The sequence below is a fragment of the Paenibacillus harenae DSM 16969 genome, from assembly GCF_000422465.1.
Lineage (GTDB): Bacteria > Bacillota > Bacilli > Paenibacillales > Paenibacillaceae > Pristimantibacillus > Pristimantibacillus harenae.
Map to the genome: position 1 here is coordinate 827,486 of NZ_KE383842.1, position 18,357 is coordinate 845,842.

The following is an 18,357-nucleotide window of genomic DNA, read 5'->3' on the forward strand; positions in this document are numbered from 1 at the left end:
TGCGGGTCATAACGAAGAAGCGTCCGCCGTTCATGACAACGCAGCGCTGGCTGTTCGTTATTGTGTCAATTCTGCTTGCGGCCGGCACAGCCTTCGGCATTTACTTTCGCGAAATTCAAATGCCGAAGTGGTCTGCAGACCGCGAAGCCGAAGAGCTGGCAATTGAAGCGGGGAATCTGGCGGAGGTCGAAGAGGTTTATCATCATATATGGGATAAGGAAAGCTGGATCGTCAAAGGTCTGGATCAAGAAGGCCGTCAGGTGTTCGTGTGGTTGGCGGATGACGAGCAGCCGGAAATCATTCATGCATCCGACGGGTTTGCGCAGAAAAAGCTGAAGGATGCCTTCGAAATCTCCAAGCCGCAGGCGAATATTAAACGGATCCAACCGGGTCTGCTGCAAAATACCCGGGTCTGGGAAATTTTTTACAGCGTAGAAGGCAGTCCGGATCGTTATTATTATGAATTCTACCGATTTGACAATGGACAATTTCTTGAGGAATATAAATTGCCGGCCGGGACGGAGCCATAGGGCTCCGTTTCCTATTTTTACACCGCCATACCTGCTGCTAACTATGATATACTTTCGTATAGCGGAATTGATATACGAATAAATATAATATTGGCAGCGGGAGGGATTTTTGAAGATGATGAAACCGCGAGTGATTCCCGTATTGATTACAGCCGCCATATCGGCTTGCCTGTTGTTTGGCGGATGGGCGATATATAATCAGGTTGCGATCGCAGCCCCGTTAGAGAAGGTAACGCAAGAAGTGGACGGCGTCGTTTCTTCAAGCAAGCCCGTTATGAACGATGAGCGGGTGACGATTGAACTCGTTCTGGAACCGGACGCGAATGTCCGAAACATATATGCGGCTATTGAAGAAAACGGCAAGGAATTGTTCGGCGCCCGGGAGCTTGAATTGAATATCCGGTCGGAATCGAGCAAGCAGCTGGAGGAGCTGTGGTCTGCATCCTTGTTCCTTGTTGCGGAAGCAATGGAGACCAAGACGTATTCCAGCATTCCAGCAGCGATGAATGAAGCAGCGAAAGCGTATGAAGACGTAACGGTATCGGCGGAAATGGATGAAACAAACGTATATATTACACTGAAAGATTCGAAAACGGTCAAGTATGTCGTGCTTCCGCGTATTCCCGCCAAATTGGAGGTGTGGTAGCATGCGAAAGTATTTGCCCGAAATCGCTATAGGTCTTGTGCCTGTTCTTATCGTTTTTTTAATTTTTATCGGCCAGAACGTCGTACCGGTACTCATGCTCGGCGCGCTTGGCTTTGTCGTCTTCTATGCGGCGCGCGGAAGAGGCAAGATGACGGCCATGACCGGCCAGCAGCGCCGTCCGGGCACGAAAGCCGAACCGTTCTCGTTTGAGCAAATCGGCGGCCAGGAGAGGGCAAAGCAGGAGCTTATCGAGGCGCTCGACTTTCTCGTGAAGCAGGAGCAAATCGCGAAGCTCGGCATTCGTCCGCTCAAGGGGATTCTGTTGGCGGGGCCTCCGGGAACGGGTAAAACGCTGCTGGCGAAAGCGGCCGCTCATTATACGGATTCGATTTATTTGGCGGCTTCCGGCAGTGAATTCGTCGAAATGTACGTCGGGGTCGGAGCGGGCCGCATCCGCGACCTGTTCAAGGAAGCTCGAACGAAGGCGAATAAAGCCAAAAAAAGCAGCGCCGTCATATTTATCGATGAGATTGAAGTGATCGGCGGCAAGCGCGACGGCGGCCAACAGCGTGAATACGATCAAACCCTGAATCAGCTTTTAACGGAAATGGACGGCATCCATGCGAACGAGTCGCCGAGGATCCTGCTGATCGCGGCAACGAACCGCAAGGAAATGCTGGACAGCGCCCTGCTGCGTCCGGGCCGCTTCGACAGGCATATTAGCGTCGATCTGCCGGATAAGAAGGGCAGACTGCATATTTTAAACATTCACGCAAACAATAAACCGATCGCAGAGGATGTTCATTTGGAACGTATCGCATCGGAGTCGTTCGGTTTCTCCGGCGCCCAGCTTGAAAGCGTTATGAATGAAGCCGCTATCTATGCGCTGCGTGAAAATACGGACAAGATTACCGAGAATCATTTGTCGATGGCAATCGATAAGGTCATGATGGGCGAGAAGACGGATCGCGAGTCATCCAAGGAAGAACGCGAGCGAGTGGCGCTTCATGAGCTCGGCCATGCCATTATGGCGGAGATCGTTCGGCCGGGAAGCGTATCGCAGGTCGCTTTGTCCCCGCGCGGCCAGGCGCTCGGCTATGTCAGACATAATCCGCTGCAGGATCAGTACCTCTATACGGAATCGTTTCTAAACGGTCAAATTATGATTGCGCTCGGGGGCGCTGCGGCTGAGGAAATGTTTTACGGCGGCAGAAGCACCGGCTCGAAAAACGATTTTGAGCAATCGATGAGTATCGTAAAAACGTTAGTCGAGTCGGGCTTGACGGATCTTGGCATCATAGACGCCTCTATGATGACGAAAGAAGCCTGGGCTAACATAAATCGGACCATTTTAGATAAGCTAATGTCGCGAACCAAAGAAACGCTTGAAGCGAAGCGCGAAGTGTTTGCAAGTTCCCTGGAGACGCTATTGCGCGAGGAAACGCTGAGCGGCGATGAGTTTCGGCACCTTTTGAACGCCGATACAGCCGCGTAAAACGTTTACAATATTACAATTTGAAGGCGGAGCCTGCTTCCGCCTTCTATTTTTGATGAAAATCGTTATAATGAGATTGAACCTTATTCACAAAAATTGCATCGCAATAGGTTATAAGCGCAATCTCACCACATAAAGGAGCTATCACATTGAACATAAAAAAGGTCGGAGTGGTCGGAGTAGGAACAATGGGCCAGGGCATCGCAGAAATGCTGGCTTCGAAGGGATTGGACGTCCTTATTATTGAACGCTCGGACGAGCGTCTTGCATATGGAAAGCAAATGATCGAAATTAATCTGGATAAGCAAATCGAGAAATGGGCGCTTACGCAAGCGGAGAAAAAGCTGATTATGAATCGTATCGAGCCGACGCTCAGCTATGACCGGCTTAAGGATTGCGAGCTAGTTATCGAGACGATAACCGAAGACCTGGAGAGCAAAAAAACGATTTTCGCGGAAATCGATCAAATTTGCGGACCCGACGTCATCTTGGCCAGCAATACCTCCACCCTTAGCTTGACGGAGCTTGCAAGCGCAACAAAGCACCCGGACCGGGTAATCGGCACCCATTTCATTTATCCCGTATCGAAGATCGATCTGGTCGAAATCGTGCGGGGATTGAAGACGTCCGAGGAGACTTTTGCGAGAACAAAGCATTTCGTTGAAGAAGTCATTCACAAAAAAGGGGTCATGGTATTCGAGTCTCCCGGGTTTGTGACGACCCGGCTTATTTGCCTGTTCATCAACGAGGCTCTGCATGTTCTCGAGGAAGGCGTAGCCTCAGCCGAGGACATTGATAACGCCATGCGTATAGGCTATTCGTTCCAGCACGGCCCGTTTGAAATGTGTGACCGTTTCGGCCTCGATTCCGTGCTTGCCGCCCTCGAGCGGATGTTCCGCGAATACGGGGAGCTGAAATACCGTCCTTCCATCGTGCTTAAGAAGCTGGTACGAGCCGGTCATCTGGGCGTCAAATCAGGCGTCGGCTTCTTCAAATACGATAAGGATGGGGATCGAATCTAATGAAGGTACTCGTTATTAATGCAGGAAGCTCTTCTTTGAAATATCAGCTGTATGACATGCGGGATGAATCGGTGCTTGCCAGCGGCCGCGTCGAGCGAATCGGAATGGATTCCTCGATCGTTACGCATGAGCCGGTTGATAAGCCAGAGGTCCGTCAAGTCAGCGAAATTCTGGATCATGTTACGGCTGTTAAGAGAGTAACGGAAATGCTGACCAATCCGGAATTCGGAGCGATTTCCCATATGAATGAAATTGAAGCGGTCGGCCATCGCGTCGTGCACGGGGGCGAGGTATTCAGCAGCTCGGTGCTCGTTACCCCGGAAGTTAAGCTCGAAATCCGCAGGCTGTTCGATCTGGCTCCGCTCCATAATCCCGCCCACATGATGGGGATTACGGCGGTAGAAACGAATATGCCGGATGTGCCGCAGGCAGTCGTCTTCGATACGGCCTTCCACCAAACGATGCCGAACACTTCGTACTTATATCCGATCCCTACGGTTCTATACCGCCGTCACAAAATTCGCCGTTACGGTTTTCACGGCACGTCACATTCCTACGTCAGCGCGCAGGCCGCAGCTTATTTGAAAAAGCCGCTGGAATCGCTTAAAATGATTACCTGCCACATCGGGAACGGGGCGAGCTGCACCGCTATTTTGGATGGAAAATCGTATGACACCAGCATGGGGATGACTCCGTTGGAAGGGCTGATGATGGGAACGCGAAGCGGCGATCTCGATCCGGCTATCGTCCCATTCGTGATGAATAAAGAAGAATTGACATTGAATGAAGTAAATTCTATGCTTAACAAACATAGCGGTATGCTTGCTGTTTCCGGCATCAGCAGCGATATGCGCGAGGTTACGGAAGCGATGCGGGATGGCGACAAAAACGCGAAGCTCGCCTTTGACATGTACGCGTACCGCGTCAAAAAATATATCGGATCATACGCCGCAGCGATGAATGGTTTGGATACGCTTGTATTTACGGCAGGCGTCGGCGAGAACTCGGCCGCTCTGCGCAAAGCGGTCTGCGAAGGAATTACGTTCCTGGGCCTCGAGCTGGACGAGGAATGCAATGCGGAGCGGCGCAAGGATATACGGGAAATTTCGACGGACAACTCACGGGTGAAGGTGCTTGTCGTACCGACCAACGAAGAGCTGCTGATCGCACGGGATACGTATAACCTTGTCAAGCAAGCCCAAACCTCATAATCGGCGTATAGTTGGAGGGACAGCCCGCAGTGAACAACGAGATTTGGAAGGCGTACACGCATGGGATGGCCGCAGCGCTTCAAGAGGGTGGCGTGCATGTGTCCGCCATGCTTCTGCGCACCTATCGCCAGCTGGATTTGTCGGATACGGAAGCGATGCTGCTGCTGCAAATCATGGTGTATATGGAAGCGGATTTAAACGATTTTCCGACGCCGGAGGAGCTTGCCGGGCGAATGGGCTTATCCGTCAGGGACGTAGGTCAAATGCTGGGCAGGCTGATGAAGGATGATTTTCTGACCATTGATGAATATATAGACAGCGCGACAGGAATGCAAGCAGAACGGTACAACTGGAGCGGCTGGTTGTTTAAAGCGGCACAACTAACGGCGGAGCTGAAGCGGGAAACAAAGAAAACGGAGCGTCAGGCGATTCGACCGTTATCCGCAGCCTCTTCGGACCTGTTCAGCGTATTCGAGCAGGAATTCGGACGGCTGCTGTCCCCGATGGAATGCGAAACGATTTCCGGGTGGCTGGATCAAGACCGGTATACCGAAGAAATAATCCGTTTCGCGTTGAAGGAAGCCGTATTCGCCGGGAAGCTAAGCTTCCGCTATATTGACCGGATCTTAATCGAATGGAGCCGGAACCGGGTGACGAATGAAGAGGAAGCGCGCGCGCACTCGCAGAAGTTTCGGGGTGGAAGAGGCTGAGCCGATAGGCTTGGCTTCTTTCCTTTTATACGCTTCGATGACACAGGCCCGTCTTATAGATTCCCCGTATTTAGCGAATAGTAAAGGGGAAGCCAGCGGAAAGGAGAACTGCACATGGGCGACGATTCGATTAAGCCAAACGGCTCACAGCATGCCGCGCCTCCATCGAATGATCCGAAGAAGCAAGGAAGATCCGCAGCCAAGAAAAAATCGAAGTAAACCGTCAAGATATCGAACGGGCCGACAGCTGCTGCTGCCGGCCTGTTGTTATTGTGGAGTGTTGTTTTTATGGTTTGACGGCATAGACAAGATGCGTATACGCATGCTGCTTCTCCGTGATGGTCGAATAGCCCCGGGACTCGAACCATTCGATTAGCTCGCAGAGGAGGGACGGAGTAACTTCCAAGGAGTCAAGCTCCTTCAGGCTGGATGGTCTCTGCTCGCGGTCATGAGCCTCGAACATTAAACCGGTGATGACGATGCGGCCGCCGCTCATCAGCACGCGGTCCATCTCGCCAAGCGCATATAGTTGTTGGGACCGGTTCAAGTGATGCAGAGCGAAGCTGCAGCCAATGAAAGCATAGGCTTGTGAGGTTAGGGGCAGAGCAAGCAGATTTCCCTGCCTGGCGTTCACCTGAGGTAACCTGTCCCGAAGGATGGCGAGCATCTCGGCCGATTGCTCAATAACGGTAAGCTTTGCGCCGCCGCTCGCAAGCAATACGGTTAAGTTGCCGCTGCCCGCCCCCAGCTCGAGGCCCCTTTCGCCCGTCTGAGGATCCAGCCAGTCGGCTGTTCGGGCAAGCGCTTGGTAGTAATGTTCTTCGGGCAGCAAGCCTTCTAAATGAACGTACGGCGCTACGATGCCGTACCGGCGAGCCAGTTCGTCATAATTCCACCGGTCGTTCCAGGAAGAGCGGAGCAGCCTGTTTTGCTTTAATCGGCTAGCGGCCGGCTCGGCTTGCGCGATACGGACGGAATCGGATTGGTGCCAAGCTGCGATCGTGTCGTCAAGCGCCTGCAGCGTCTGGGTGACGCTCACCCATTCTTCGTACATTTCAGCCCGTGCTCCGTCCATCTTGCGAATGAAAGCAGCGGGATCGGCCAGCGAGTCCAGCGAATCTGAAATGGCCGTTATCGGCAGTCCCAATTCCCTGAGCGTAACGATCCATTGCAGCCTCATCATATCCTCTTCCGAATAGATGCGGTAGCCGTTCTCGATTTCCTTCATTGGCCGAATCAAGCCTTTTTCTTCATAATAACGCAATGCCCTGGGCGTGACCCCAAGCGTCTTCGCGGCTTCGTGCACCTTCAAGCAATCGCCTCCCGGAACTATTATGAACCTTGCCGCTGCGTTAAAGTCAATAAAAAGAGCGATTCAGGGGCGAAATTATTGTCCCGGAACCGCTCTTCATGCACGTTGAAAGCTTGTTTTAGTTACCTTTCTTCAGCAGCTCCAAACGATACACGTATTCGAAAATAAACTCAAAAGCTTCGAGGTGACGCTTTGCTTCAAAGGCATTCGCGCCCCATGCGTATATCCCATGCTTCCGAAGCAGAATGCCGGGAATGTTCTGCGCGATCCTCTCGGTTACTTCGGGAACGATAGAGGGGATATGAGCGAAGTTGGAAACGATCGGGATGTCGATATGCGCCTCTTCCTCCCAGATGTTGAAGCCCTTGATGAGCTCAACGCCGTCCACGGGAACGGATTTGCGATCCCAGAAATATTCGGAGATGACGTTGTTGAAGATCGTATGGACGTGAAAAATCGCGCCGGCGCCCGTCAGCCTGTAAATCTCACAATGAATGAGCGTTTCTGCGGAAGGCTTCAGCCGCGTCGATTCGCAAGGTTTGCCTTCCCGGTCAACAAACAAATAATCTTCGGGCGTATGAACCGTTTTATCCTTGCCGCTTGCCGTAATCGCAAACTGGAATTCCTCGGCATTAAAATCTCCGACCCGGATAGAGAGATTGCCGCTCGTACCCGGGAACCAGCCGCGGTTAGCGAATAATTCCTTTACCTCGCGGAGCTCGGCAAGCGCCCGCTGCTTATCCTCTAATGCGATTTGTTGAAAGCTCATTTCGACAGCGTCCTTTCCGCATTCATTTGTTTAATAATATCGTGGAACGTTTCATATTCGTAATGCGGCAAGCCGAGCTCCTTACATTTGGTTGTTAAATGAGAGCGGGAGTAAACGACATCGGCGAGCTTGGCGCCTTCAAAGTCGGTCACGCTGTCGCCAATAATGATGCGCTCGTACCGGTCAGCCGGAAAGTTGCGCATAATGGTCGTTTTGCACATGCCGCAATCGTTCGTGCAATGTCCGTCGCAAGGATTCGGCCATAATATTTCGATTTGATCGCCGCTAAAGTCGCCGCCGTTACAGTAAATGTGGTCACGGGCAATGCCGAATCGTTCAAGAATCGGATAAACGAAAAAATCGATCCCGCCGCTTGTGACATAAAACTCGATTTGATGCTCCTTGCAATAGGTCAAAAAAGACGTGAAGCCTTCACGGATGCGGGCGTTGGATATGCCGAATTCGACGACCTCCTTCTCCATGGAAGCAGGGAGGAGACGGAAAAGCTGCCCAACGCCTTCCTTAATGGAGATCTCCTGCGCGATAGTCCGTTCGGCGATCCGTTCCCACCCGGGCGGGTTAAAATGCTTAATGATCGCGATAATATTATCGTTGACCGTTATCGTTCCGTCAAAATCGCAGAACACGATGCGTTTCTTAGCTGTCTGGTTGGTCATGCCTCTTTGATCCCCCATGCGTTTATCGCCGCTTGCAGAGGCTCGTTGCCGGCAAGCGGCGCAGCCTCGCGCAGCGGCGTTCCTTCTAACGTTGCTGCGATGGCTTGACGAAAGGCTTGTCCGCCCGCAGCCGTCCCCATCGGATGCCCGTGAATGCCTCCGCCCGCGTTGACGACGACGTCTGTTCCGAAGTCTTTCAGGATGAGCGGAACAAGTCCGGGGTGAATGCCCGCCGAAGGTACGGGGAAGCTTGTCCGCAGCCCGTGAAGCGGAGCGAGCAAAGCGTCCTTCACCGCCAGGTTCTCTTCCTTCGGCATGACGACGGAGCCGTAGGGAGAAGGGAAGAGGACGAGATCCGCGCCTGCCAGGCGCATCAGCTTGCCGAGCAGAAGCGACGCTCCGATACCGTAATGGGGCGATGGATAGAATGCCCCCGCCAAGGCGGGATGAGCCGCGATCGGTACATTGACCGACTTGTCGCTGCTCAGTTCATGCAGGACATCGAAACCGTAGGCCAATACGTTAAACAGCAGCGCGTTAGCCCCGGCGTCTATCGCTCTGCGGGCATTTGCCGCAAGTTGTGAGGTTGGGCCCGTTAAATTAACGGCATATAATAGCTTCTGGCCCGTCTCGGCTTGCGCGCGAGCCGCTGCCCCCATACAAACCTCTACACGTTTCTCGAGCGGCGTCAGCGGGTTCTCGAATAAAATCTCATCGTCCTTAATCAGATCGACGCCGCCTAACGCCTGCTTGTAGAACTGGTCCTGCAAATTCGCGAGATCGTGGCCGACAACCGATTTGAATATGCTCATGAGCAGCGGGCGGTCTTGAACGCCCAGCAGTTCGCGAATGCCGGTTAGTCCGCATTTCGGACCTGGAAAGGCGGAAGCGAAATGCTCGGATACATCAAGATCCAGCAGTTTGATCCGGCCGTCCATCGACAGCTTGCCGAATACGGTAACGAGAAGGGCGGGGAGATCGCGGCTGAAATTAATGTCCGGATATGCGATTTGAATATCGGCATAACGCTCGCCCGGCGCAGCGCCCGCCGGCTCATGCACTTGAACGGAAATAACTTTCCCGAGGTGCTTCTCCATTTCGGCTTTTTGCGCTTCGGGGAGCTCCGTCCAGCTGCCGACCGTTAATCCGACCGCAATCGATTGCGCTTTTTTGTTAAAATCGGCTTTATCATCGTAAGAGCGATAGGTTGCGATACAAACGCTGCTCATTCGCTTATGCTCCTTTCAATCGTTTCGCCGAGTTCGCCTGCGCGTTCGGCGGAGCGGCGGACGGCTTTATGAATGGTTTCGGAGAAAAGGTTCTCTGCCATTACTTCAAGCGCGGCTTGCGTCGTTCCGTTAGGGGAAGTGACCTTGCGGCGCAGTTCGGCAGGCTCTTCGCCGGTCGACCGCACCATCTCGGCCGCCCCGAGCACGGTCTGAACGACCAGCTCTTTTGCTTGTTCTTGCGCCAAACCGAGCTGGCATGCGGCATCAATCATCGCTTCCATGAAATAATAGACGTAAGCGGGACCGCTGCCGGATACCCCGGTTACGGCCTGCTGAAGCGACTCTTCAACGACGGCATGAATGCCGACCGAGCCCATGATAGCCTCGGTGAGCAGCTTCTGCTGAGGTGTGACGGATTCGGAGTAGCTGATCCCGGTTGCTCCGAGTCCAATCGTGCTGGATGTGTTCGGCATCGTTCTGACGATCGCCGCTTCCGGACCCAGCAAATACTCGATGGAGCTGATCGATAGCCCGGCAATAACCGAAATGATCAGCTGTTTCGGCGAAAGGTAAGGTCTGATCGCGGCAATCGCGTCGGCTGCGTCCTTCGGCTTCATGGCCAGAAAAATAATGTCGGCACCCTGCAAATAGGCTTCATTGCTGGAGCCTTGAACGACTGTCTGCACGCCGTAACGCTCGTGGAGCTCGGCCAGCCGCTCCCGATTCTGCTTGTTCAGCATGGAAATTCGTCCTGGTTCGACCAGCTTCTCGTTAATAAGTCCTCTGGCGATCGCCTCGGCCATCGAGCCCGCTCCATAAAAACAAAGCTGGAGACTGGCAATCCCCGTTTGCGTTAATAAGCTCATTTCTTTGTTCTCCTCCTGTCCTTAGCCCCGTATTTGTCCGTTTCCGTATATGCGATATTTGGTTGACGTTAAGGCAGGAAGGCCCATTGGGCCTCGGGCATGCAGCTTCTGCGTGCTGATGCCGATCTCCGCGCCAAACCCGAATTCAAACCCGTCGGTGAAGCGGGTGGACGCATTATGGTATACCGCCGCGGCATCCACTTCTTGAATGAACCGCTCGGCGTTTCCGGCGTCCCCGGTTACGATACATTCCGAATGCTTCGTGCCGCAGCGGCGGATATGCTCAAGCGCCTCATCCAATTCGGTTACGATCCGGATGTTCATAATGTAGTCGTTATACTCCGTACGGTAATCCTCTTCGGTAGCAAGCTTGGCGCCTGCCAGCAGTTGAACGGTACGCTTACAGCCCCTCAGCTCTACGCCGGCCTGAACGAACCTTTCGGCTAGCCGGCCAAGATGCTTCTCGGCAAACGTTTCGTGAACAAGCAGCGTTTCCATGGAATTGCAGACGGAAGGGCGCTGGACTTTGGCGTTAAAAGCGATCTCTGAAGACATATTATAATCAGCACTTGCATCCAAGAAAGTGTGGCAGATCCCCGCTCCGGTCTCAATAACGGGGACGGTCGCATTTTCGACGACATTGCGGATAAGCGACGCTCCGCCGCGCGGAATAACCACGTCAAGCAGGCCGTTCAGCTTCAGCATCTCATTCACCGATGCGCGGTCCGAATCTTCAATAAGCTGGATGGCGTCCGGCGGCATGGCGGTTGCCTGTAACGCTTCTTTTAGAACCTCGACGATTTTGCGGTTCGATTCGATGGCCGCCGAGCCCCCTCGCAGGACGACGCAGTTGCCGGTCTTCAAGCATAGTCCGGCGGCGTCGACGGTCACGTTCGGCCGGGCTTCATAAATCATTCCGATAACGCCCAGCGGTACGCTGACCTTCTGCACCTTCAGCCCGTTCGGACGGTCAAATTGCTCCAGCAGCTCGCCGACCGGATCCGGGAGCGCGACGATCTGCCGCAGCCCCTCCGCAATCGCTGCGACCCGCTCGCCGTTTAAGGTGAGCCGGTCAAGCAGGGAAGGGCTCGTGCCTTGCTCTTGCCCCCGCTGCAGATCAAGCTTATTCGCTGCAATAATGGCTTCTTGCTCTGCTAGCAAAGCATCGGCCATATGTAGGAGCGCAGCGTTCTTTTGTTCCGTGGATAACCGATTCATAATGGCGGACGCTTCTTGGGCTAGCGCCGCTTTTTTTCTCACTTCACTGGTCATGCGGAAAACCTCCTTATGATTTCAATGTAATCCATTCATCGCGGTGAATGACCTCAATGCGGGAGACGTCGAATCTGCGCCGCACTTCCTCCGTCGATAACCCTGCAGCTGCCTGCATTTGCTCAGCCGTATAGTTTACGACTCCGCGGCCGAGTGTCTCGCCATGGCGATTCAATACTTCAATGACATCGCCGTAGTGGAAATCTCCTTGAATATCCGTTACGCCCGCAGGGAGAAGGCTCTTGCCGCCTTCAAGCAGCGCACGCACCGCGCCGTCGTCTACCATGATTCTGCCCTGAGGCATGGAGTGGAAGCCAAGCCACTGCTTCTTCATCGGAAGGCTGTGCAGCTTCGTATCGAAGTAGGTGCCGCGGCCGTTCCCCGTAACGGCGAGCGTAAGATCGCCTTCCTGCTGCACTTTGCCGATAAAAGCATGAACCCCGCCGCGCATCGCGATGCGCGCAGCTTCAATCTTCGAGCGCATGCCGCCTGTGCCGACGGAAGAGCCGGCGCCGCCGGCAAGCTTCATAATATCCTCGGATATTTGCTCGACGCGCTCGATTTTGACGGCTTGCGGATTTTTCCGCGGATCCTCCGTATATAAGCCGTCCATGTCCGTGATGATGACTAGCTTTGCCGACTTGGTCATTGCCGCTACAAGGGCGGACAAATTATCATTGTCACCGAATTTGAGCACGAGCTCATCGGTTGCGACCGTATCGTTCTCATTAATGATCGGAATGATACGCTGCTTGAGAAGCTCTTCGATCGTCATCAGCGCATTCTGGATTCTGCGGCGATTCGAGAAGTCGGCACGGGTCAGCAAAATTTGCGCGGACACGATGCCATACCGGCTAAAGGCTTCCTGGTAGGACTGCATAAGCAGCGCCTGGCCGACTGCCGCAGCTGCTTGCTTCTCGTGTACGAGCTTCGGCTTCGCCGCGTATCCGATTTGACGAAAGCCCGCGGCAACCGCGCCGGACGTTACGAGCATGACGCCGTCGCCTCTCTTGTGAAGGGAAGCGAGTTCCGCGGCGAAGAAGCGGGTCTGTTCTCGGTTTAAGCCGCCTTCCTCCGAGGTCAGCGAGCTGCTGCCGATTTTTACGACTATACGTTCTGACATCATCGATCCCATCCTATGCTTGTTTCGTGACGACAAAAAAGGCTTCCGTCCATAAAGGACGAAAGCCTATGCTTCCGCGGTACCACCTTTGTTGATGATCCAAGGTCAAAACGATCATCCAGCTTAAGCCTATAACAGAAGGCGCTGTCCGGCTCATCGCCGGCCGCTCGGAGGTAGGTTCAGCAAGCGGCCTTCGGTAAATTCTCGCAGCCGATGGAATTTACTCTCTGATCGCGACCTTACAAGCTTACTAGTCCCGTCATCACGTTTCATGTTCAATTCTTATAAGCATATCATGATCCGGTACCTCTGTAAAGCGAGTCGCAAGCCGTTTAGGCTTGAAACAGATTCAGCCTGCCGATCCGTTCCACAGCTTCCCGCAGCCTTGCTTCGGTTGTTAACAAGCCGAGCCTGACATATCCCTCGCCGTGCTTGCCGAAGCCAGCGCCAGGAGCAACGACCACGTCCGCTTCCTGAAGAAGCAGATCGGCGAATGATTCGGACGTATAACCGGGCGCAACGGGCAGCCAGCAGAAGAAAGAGCCTCCGGGGCGCGCCGCTTTCCAGCCGATCCGGTCAAGAGCGCCGAACAAGGCTTCGCGTCTGCTCTCATAGATGGCTCTAAGCTCCGCCACGCACTGCTGCGGGCCCGTTAACGCAAGAGCCGCAGCTTCTTGTATGCCGCCGAACAGGCTGCAGTAATAATGATCCTGAATCAAATTAATCAATTTCACGATCTGTGCGTTGCCAATGGCAAAGCCAACCCGCCAGCCGGCCATATTATACGTTTTGGACAACGTGTAGAACTCGACGCCTACCTCCTTGGCCCCTGGCGTCTGAAGGAAGCTGACCGGCTTATTGCCGTCAAAGCCGATCGCGCCGTATGCGAAATCGCTGGCGACGACGATGCCGTGCTGCTCGGCAAATCGGACGGTCCGTCCGTAAAAATCGGCATCCGCGACCGCGCCGGTTGGATTGTTCGGGTAGTTCATGAACATCAGCTTTGCGCGGCCGGCGATTTCCGTGCTGATCAAGCCGTAATCCGGCAGGTACCGATTTTGCTCCGTTAATGGCATAAACGACATCTCTGCGCCGGCCAGCGCAACGCCCGACCAATAATCGGGATAACCGGGATCGGGTACGAGGCAGACATCCCCCGGATTCAACAGGCACTGGCTGATTTCGACGAGGCCGGTTTTACCGCCGAACAAGATCGCGACTTCGCTTGCGGGATCGATATCCACGTCGTAATCTTCCTTGTATCGCGTCGCCGCGGCTTCCTTCAGGAAAGAGTAGCCGCTGAACGGGGGATACTTATGGTACAACGGATTAGCCGCGGCCTCTTGAAGCTTGGCTACAATATGGGGAGGGGTCGGCTGATCCGGATTGCCTTGCCCCAGATTGATGACGTCGCGCCCTTTAGCGGTCTGAGCATTCGCTTTGGCGACCAGCTTGGCGAAAAACTGCGTCGGAAGTCCGTTCATCCGATCCGCAGGCTGAATAAGGTGTTGACCGATTTGCGTATCCATTCTTCACACTCCACATGACAATATCGCTATTGGTTAGACAGTAGCTTTAATGTAGCATGAATGTGAGGAGATGAGAAGCGGCAGGTCAGGAAGCGGGGATGCCGACCTTCTTGATAAACGGCGTAATATCGGCGCTGAACAGAAATAAAAACGGCTTGCGGTTCTCGTCAAAAACGAGCAGGAGCGGCGGTTTGTCCTTGCAATAGAACAGAAACAGATCGTCAGAGGCGACAATTACTTCGTTAACCTTGATCGTGACCGGCTTCTCCAGCGGAACCCGGTATACGTAGCTGCAGCTTGCGTCGCTTGTCAGTTGGGGCGCAAGGCCGGTGATGGAGCTTGTCCATGAAGCGGCGAAGGCTTGAAACTGCTGGTCGTTCGGAATCGTTTTAACGACTTTGCCTGCTTGAACGTCGAATACTTGAACCGGCTTCAGGCCGGTCTCGGTTGCATGTTCGATGCGATGGGCCCCGTCAGGCGACGCAAAAGCCAATTGAGCGTAAAGGAATAGCGAGCAGCAAGCGATTAGCATTGCAGTTAATCGTTTGAAAACCATAAGGGACATTCTCCTTTTTTTCTCGAAGTGGGATTGCTTCTCTGGTAGGGTTCCCATCTTGACACAGAACCATGAGACGGTATCATTAGGAAAAAAAGCAAATGCGGGAGGAATATACATGAGTCAATTATTGCGGCTGGCCCTGCTGCAAATGGATATAAAAGCGGGACAGCCGGAAGCGAACTTCGCGAAGCTCGCAGCGATGCTCGAGAAGGCGGTTAGCGGAGAGAGGAAGCCGGATGTGATCCTGTTTCCGGAAATGTGGAATACGGGTTATGCGCTGACGGAAATCGAAGAGATTGCGGACGAGCGAGGGAATCGGACAAAGGCGTTACTATCCGATTTCAGCAGGAAGCATCAGGTTCACATTGTTGCCGGGTCGATCGCGGAGCTGAAGGACGGCGCTGTTTATAACACGATATATGCTTTTGACCGGCAGGGAAGCGAGGTCTCCGATTATTCCAAAATCCATCTGTTCCGTTTAATGGAAGAAGAAAAATATTTAAAGGCGGGGGATAAGCTTGGCAAGCTGGAGATCGAGGGCCATCAGGCGGGCATGATGATCTGTTATGATATCCGATTTCCCGAGCTTGCCCGCAAGCTTGCGCTTGAGGGAGCGAAACTCTTGTTCGTGCCGGCGGAATGGCCGCATCCGCGTCTTCACCATTGGCGCACCTTGCTTACCGCGCGGGCGATCGAGAATCAAATGTTCGTTATCGCCTGCAACCGGACGGGGTCGAGCGGAGGCACCGATTTCTTCGGTCATTCCCTTGTGCTCGACCCATGGGGCGAAGCCGTTGCCGAGGCCGGCGAGACCGAGACGATCCTCTATGCCGACATCGACTTATCCCTCGTAGATGCGGTCCGGACGAAAATTCCCGTATTCGAGGATCGGCGTCCGTCGATCTACGAAGCGTAATTAACGGAGATTGCTTATTGTTTTATTCAACGTCCGAATGAAGGCGTCGGCCGCTTTGGACAGGTATCTTCCTTTGCGGCTGGCGATAACAAGCGTTCTGGTCGGTTTGGAGCGCAAGGATAAATAGCGGGGAACGAAATCGGCGCCTCTCACCCGCGTAAGCATTTGCGGCACAAATGCGATTCCCATGCCGCCCGCGACAAGCGATTGGATCGTTTCGATATTGCTGCTCTCGAACACGATTCGCGGCTGGAATCCCGCTTGCTCGCACAGATCGACCGTAATTTGCCGGAAGCCTTGCCCGCGCTTGAGCACAATGAACGGCTCATCCCGGAGATCAGCGATTTCAATCGGATCGTCACGCTCCGCAAGCGGATGCCGGGGAGGGACGGCTAGGCATATTTCTTCCTCCAGAAACGGTTCATAAGCAAGCGAATGATCGATGAGCGGAAGCGACAGCAAGCTTAGGTCCGTACCGCCGCTGGCGGTCAGCTGTTCCAGCTTGGCCGTCGTGTCCTCGACAAGCACGACTTCGATCTGGGGATACTGGGCGCCGAAAACCGGCAGAACAAGCGGCAAAATATGAGAGCCGGTGATCGGCAGCGTACCGACGACCAGACGGCCGCGGCGCATTTGGGCCATATCGTCCATTTCTTGCTTGAGCTGCTCCACGGCATCCAGAATCCCTTGCGATTTCTCGACGAACACCTGCCCGGCTTGCGTAAGCTCAACGGAATTGGTGGTGCGCCGGAATAAGAGGACGCCGATTTCCTGCTCCAGCTTCGATAATTGCTGGCTTAGCGAAGGCTGGGCGATATGCAGCTTCTCCGCAGCCCTGGAGAAGTTTTTTTCATGCGCGATTTGAATGACGTAATTTAATTGTCTTAGTTCCATAATCGGTGACTCCCTTCTCTATTGGAGCGTGACTCCTAAACTTCCATTATAGCTATTTCCTATAGACGTTATAGATATTATATCTTGGTTCAATGAAGAAAGAAATGTTATAGTAGGTTCAGTTAACAAAAGCAGATTCTTTTAATGAAACGATGGGGTGAACATAATGACGAAAAAGACAATGTTTGAGAAGATCTGGGATAATCACGTCATTCATCAAGAAGAAGGCAAGCCAAGCGTTATTTATATCGACCTTCAGCTTGTGCACGAGGTAACCTCGCCGCAAGCCTTTGAAGGGCTTCGCTTATCGGGCCGCAAGGTACGCCGTCCTGACCTGACGTTCGCGACGATGGACCATAACGTGCCGACGAAGGACCGCTTTAATATTTCCGATCCCATCTCGAAGCAGCAAATCGACACGCTTACGCAGAACTGCAAAGATTTTGGTGTAACTCTATACGATCTGGACAGCATCGACCAAGGCGTCGTTCACGTTATGGGGCCTGAGCTCGGTCTTACGCATCCGGGCAAAACAATTGTCTGCGGTGACAGCCACACGTCTACTCACGGCGCTTTCGGCGCATTGGCATTCGGTATCGGTACAAGCGAGGTTGAGCATGTGCTGGCAACCCAATGCCTGCAGCAATCGAAAGCAAAGACGATGGAAGTCCGCTTCAACGGCAAACGCAAGCCTGGCGTAACCGCAAAGGACTTGATTCTTGGCGTTATCGCGCAATACGGCACGGATTTTGCGACCGGTTACGTTATTGAATACACCGGCGAAGCGATTACGAGCCTGACGATGGAAGAGCGTATGACGGTATGTAACATGTCGATCGAAGCAGGCGCTCGCGCAGGCTTGATCGCTCCTGACGAAACAACATTCAACTACTTGCGCGGACGCGAATACGCCCCGGCCAATTTCGATGAAGCGGTTGAAGCATGGAAGCGGCTCACGACGGACGAAGGCGCGCAGTACGATAAAGTCGTTCCGTTCGACGTTGACGCGCTAATTCCGCAAGTGACTTGGGGAACAAGCCCGGGCATGGGTACGAGCATTACGGCATCCGTTCCATTTCCTGCCGAGCTGCCGACCGAGAATGAGCGCAAAGCGGCGGAAGCGGCGCTTGAGTACATGGATCTGAAGCCGGGCACGCCAATGACCGAAATCGAAATCGATTATGTATTTATCGGCTCCTGCACGAACGGCCGCATCGAGGATCTTCGCGCCGCAGCCGAAATCGCAAGAGGCTACAAAGTTAGCGAGAGAGTAACGGCAATCGTCGTTCCGGGGTCCGGCCGCGTCAAGATTCAAGCGGAGCAGGAAGGCCTCGATAAAATCTTCACGGAAGCCGGTTTTGAATGGCGCGACGCAGGCTGCTCGATGTGTCTGGCTATGAACCCCGACGTATTGAAGCCGGGCGAGCGCTGCGCATCGACTTCCAACCGCAACTTTGAGGGCCGCCAAGGCCGCGGTGGACGCACGCATCTGGTATCGCCAGCGATGGCGGCAGCCGCAGCGGTAATGGGCCGTTTCACAGACGTGCGCGATTGGGAAATTAAAACCGAAGTGTTGAACTAACTGGACGCAGGAGAG

18 protein-coding genes are annotated in these 18,357 nt (G+C 53.7%); 8 read left to right on the plus strand and 10 right to left on the minus strand.

Translation table 11 applies throughout. The features are described from left to right. Positions 1-32 precede the first annotated feature (32 nt). The 6 genes from H581_RS0114135 (at position 33) to H581_RS0114160 (ending at position 5,614) form a co-directional block, all read left to right on the plus strand. Positions 33-530 (plus strand): cell wall elongation regulator TseB-like domain-containing protein, encoded by a 498-nt coding sequence (locus H581_RS0114135; protein WP_211231471.1) that lies wholly within the window; start codon positions 33-35, stop codon positions 528-530. A 115-nt stretch (positions 531-645) separates the two neighbouring features. Further along, on the plus strand, positions 646-1,176 hold the full coding sequence (locus tag H581_RS0114140; RefSeq protein WP_084134585.1) for a hypothetical protein: 531 nt from the start codon (positions 646-648) through the stop codon (positions 1,174-1,176). Position 1,177: 1 nt separating this feature from the next. Further along, positions 1,178-2,671 carry an AAA family ATPase gene (locus H581_RS0114145; protein WP_028610575.1) on the plus strand — a complete coding sequence of 498 codons (1,494 nt, stop codon included), beginning with the start codon at positions 1,178-1,180 and terminating at the stop codon, positions 2,669-2,671. Positions 2,672-2,820: 149 nt separating this feature from the next. Then, positions 2,821-3,693, plus strand: a complete 873-nt coding sequence (locus tag H581_RS0114150) for a 3-hydroxyacyl-CoA dehydrogenase family protein (protein ID WP_028610576.1) — start codon at positions 2,821-2,823, stop codon at positions 3,691-3,693. Next, on the plus strand, positions 3,693-4,904 hold the full coding sequence (locus tag H581_RS0114155) for an acetate/propionate family kinase (protein ID WP_028610577.1): 1,212 nt from the start codon (positions 3,693-3,695) through the stop codon (positions 4,902-4,904). Before H581_RS0114150 ends, H581_RS0114155 begins: the two co-directional genes overlap by 1 nt. A 29-nt stretch (positions 4,905-4,933) precedes the next feature. Then, a complete protein-coding gene (locus H581_RS0114160) occupies positions 4,934-5,614 on the plus strand; it encodes a DnaD domain protein (RefSeq protein WP_028610578.1) in 681 nt (226 codons plus the stop codon). Positions 5,615-5,900: 286 nt separating this feature from the next. Here H581_RS0114160 and H581_RS0114170 read toward each other — a convergent pair whose 3' ends face one another. The 9 genes from H581_RS0114170 to H581_RS0114210 all read right to left on the minus strand — a co-directional run bounded on the left by H581_RS0114170 (position 5,901) and on the right by H581_RS0114210 (position 14,947). After that, on the minus strand, positions 5,901-6,920 hold the full coding sequence (locus H581_RS0114170; RefSeq protein ID WP_245600079.1) for a MerR family transcriptional regulator: 1,020 nt from the start codon (positions 6,918-6,920) through the stop codon (positions 5,901-5,903). Between the two features lie 124 nt (positions 6,921-7,044). Beyond that, complete coding sequence (mtnB, locus tag H581_RS0114175) at positions 7,045-7,695, minus strand: methylthioribulose 1-phosphate dehydratase (RefSeq protein ID WP_028610580.1); 651 nt, start codon at positions 7,693-7,695, stop codon at positions 7,045-7,047. After that, the gene (locus tag H581_RS0114180; protein WP_245600036.1) at positions 7,692-8,390 is read right to left on the minus strand and encodes a 2-hydroxy-3-keto-5-methylthiopentenyl-1-phosphate phosphatase; all 699 of its coding nucleotides are present in this window, start codon (positions 8,388-8,390) and stop codon (positions 7,692-7,694) included. Before H581_RS0114180 ends, mtnB begins: the two co-directional genes overlap by 4 nt. After that, entirely contained in the window at positions 8,369-9,601 is a 1,233-nt protein-coding gene (locus H581_RS0114185) for a 2,3-diketo-5-methylthiopentyl-1-phosphate enolase (protein WP_028610582.1), read from the minus strand. Before H581_RS0114185 ends, H581_RS0114180 begins: the two co-directional genes overlap by 22 nt. Then, positions 9,598-10,467 carry a pyrroline-5-carboxylate reductase gene (gene proC / locus H581_RS0114190; RefSeq protein ID WP_028610583.1) on the minus strand — a complete coding sequence of 290 codons (870 nt, stop codon included), beginning with the start codon at positions 10,465-10,467 and terminating at the stop codon, positions 9,598-9,600. The genes H581_RS0114185 and proC overlap by 4 nt, the downstream gene beginning before the upstream one ends. Before the next feature lie 21 nt (positions 10,468-10,488). Beyond that, the gene (locus H581_RS0114195; protein ID WP_028610584.1) at positions 10,489-11,739 is read right to left on the minus strand and encodes a glutamate-5-semialdehyde dehydrogenase; all 1,251 of its coding nucleotides are present in this window, start codon (positions 11,737-11,739) and stop codon (positions 10,489-10,491) included. Positions 11,740-11,752: 13 nt separating this feature from the next. Next, on the minus strand, positions 11,753-12,862 hold the full coding sequence (gene proB / locus H581_RS0114200; protein WP_028610585.1) for a glutamate 5-kinase: 1,110 nt from the start codon (positions 12,860-12,862) through the stop codon (positions 11,753-11,755). 332 nt (positions 12,863-13,194) lie between these two features. Then, positions 13,195-14,391, minus strand: a complete 1,197-nt coding sequence (locus H581_RS0114205; protein ID WP_028610586.1) for a pyridoxal phosphate-dependent aminotransferase — start codon at positions 14,389-14,391, stop codon at positions 13,195-13,197. 85 nt (positions 14,392-14,476) lie between these two features. Then, the gene (locus tag H581_RS0114210; RefSeq protein WP_028610587.1) at positions 14,477-14,947 is read right to left on the minus strand and encodes a hypothetical protein; all 471 of its coding nucleotides are present in this window, start codon (positions 14,945-14,947) and stop codon (positions 14,477-14,479) included. A 118-nt stretch (positions 14,948-15,065) separates the two neighbouring features. On the opposite strand from H581_RS0114210, the gene H581_RS0114215 reads away from it, so the two are divergent. Continuing rightward, positions 15,066-15,866, plus strand: coding sequence for a carbon-nitrogen family hydrolase (locus tag H581_RS0114215; protein ID WP_028610588.1), 801 nt, complete (start codon positions 15,066-15,068; stop codon positions 15,864-15,866). Here the strand turns inward: H581_RS0114215 and H581_RS0114220 are convergent, their stop codons facing one another. Continuing rightward, positions 15,867-16,760 carry a LysR family transcriptional regulator gene (locus tag H581_RS0114220; protein ID WP_028610589.1) on the minus strand — a complete coding sequence of 298 codons (894 nt, stop codon included), beginning with the start codon at positions 16,758-16,760 and terminating at the stop codon, positions 15,867-15,869. It lies immediately after the preceding gene. A 166-nt stretch (positions 16,761-16,926) separates the two neighbouring features. Between H581_RS0114220 and leuC the strand changes: the two genes are divergently transcribed. Then, a complete protein-coding gene (gene leuC / locus H581_RS0114225; protein WP_028610590.1) occupies positions 16,927-18,342 on the plus strand; it encodes a 3-isopropylmalate dehydratase large subunit in 1,416 nt (471 codons plus the stop codon). The last annotated feature ends 15 nt before the right edge of the window (positions 18,343-18,357 follow it).